The 1,424-nt window shown below is 57.4% G+C and carries 1 protein-coding gene; it reads left to right on the top strand.

Annotated elements, in window-relative coordinates:
- The first annotated feature begins 81 nt into the window (after nucleotides 1-81).
- Complete coding sequence (locus C7534_RS32215) at nucleotides 82-1,413, top strand: IS4 family transposase (RefSeq protein ID WP_109788268.1); 1,332 nt, start codon at nucleotides 82-84, stop codon at nucleotides 1,411-1,413.
- The last annotated feature ends 11 nt before the right edge of the window (nucleotides 1,414-1,424 follow it).

Below are 1,424 nucleotides of genomic sequence, written 5' to 3'. Positions count from 1 at the left end.
TAATGCTGTTCACTTAAGTATTTGAGTCCCAGCCGGGCTTCCCCGAAAATCCGATGCCAGACCTCTGGCATCGGATTTTTTATGTCTGTTCAACAGGACCTGCTCGACCTCGGCGACCTTTTCAACTTCTGCGACCTGAGCACCTTCACCCAAAACATCCCCATAGAGTGGGTAGCGTCTGCGCTGGATCTATCCAGTCAGGCCACCATTCGCCGACGGCGCCTGCCCGCTGATCAAGTGCTTTGGCTGGTGCTCGGCATGGCGCTGTTTCGTGACGAGCCGGTTCACGAGGTGGCCAGACGCTTGAACATTTGCGCCCAAGGCCTGGCCTCCGACCACTTATTGGCTCGTAGCGGTGTAACCGAAGCTCGTAAACGGCTCGGTGCCGACCCCGTTGAGTGGTTATTCCGCAAGACCGGGACCCAATGGGGAGCGGAGCGCTATGACGGTGATGCCTGGCACGACCTGCAGGTGTTCGCGGTGGATGGAGCACTCTTACGTACCCCGGATACGTCCGAGCTTCGAGAACACTTCGGGTCGGGAAACACCCCGAGCGACCGCCAGACTCCGTTCCCCATGCTGCGTCTGGTCGCGCTGATGAATGTGCGCTCGCACGTGATCCTGGATGCTCAATTGAGCCCTTACCGACGCAGTGAAATGCGCTTGGCCGATGAGTTCCTACAGCAGATCCCCGACCACTCCGTGACGCTGTTCGACAAAGGGTTCTGGGGGGCCGAACTGCTGTCGAGCCTGAACAGAGCCGGCACCCACCGTCATTGGTTGATCCCGGCAAAAAAGGGACTGGTCTGTGAGGAAGTAGCCCGTTACAGCGAGCATGATCGCCTGCTGCGCATGAAGGTCTCGCCGCAGGCCAGGAAGCGAAACCCGACACTTCCAACGCACTGGGAGGCGCGTGAAGTCAGCTATGAAATTCAGGGCAAGCTAAAGACCGTCATGACGTCGTTGCCAGCCGATACCTATAACACCAAGGCCGTCGCCAAGCTTTATCAGGAACGCTGGGAGATCGAGCTGGGCTTCAGGGACATCAAGAGCTCGATGCAACAGAACGCAATGACTCTGCGCAGCAAAAAAGTCGACTTGGTCTATCAGGAGGTGTGGGGGCTTTTGTTGGCTTACAACGTCATTCGCCGGGAAGCCAGTCAGGCGGCAGTAGCATTTGGTCGAGCACCGTCGGATATCCGTTTCAAACCGGCCTGCCAGTACATTGCTGTTCAATTGATCGTGATGGCAGCAGCCAACCCGATTTCAGCCACAGGGAGACGATTGGCAGAATTGAGGGCGGGGGTTGGAGGGTTGTTTCTGGATCACCGCCCAAGGCCTTCAAGGCCAAGGACGGTGAAGATTTCAAAAACCCGGTTTCCGGTGGACCGTAAGGCTGCTCCGCTTAAGTGAACAGCATTACG

This window comes from Pseudomonas sp. OV226 (assembly GCF_003148705.1).
Classification (GTDB): Bacteria; Pseudomonadota; Gammaproteobacteria; order Pseudomonadales; family Pseudomonadaceae; genus Aquipseudomonas.
This window is presented reverse-complemented; position numbering and strand designations above follow the sequence as displayed.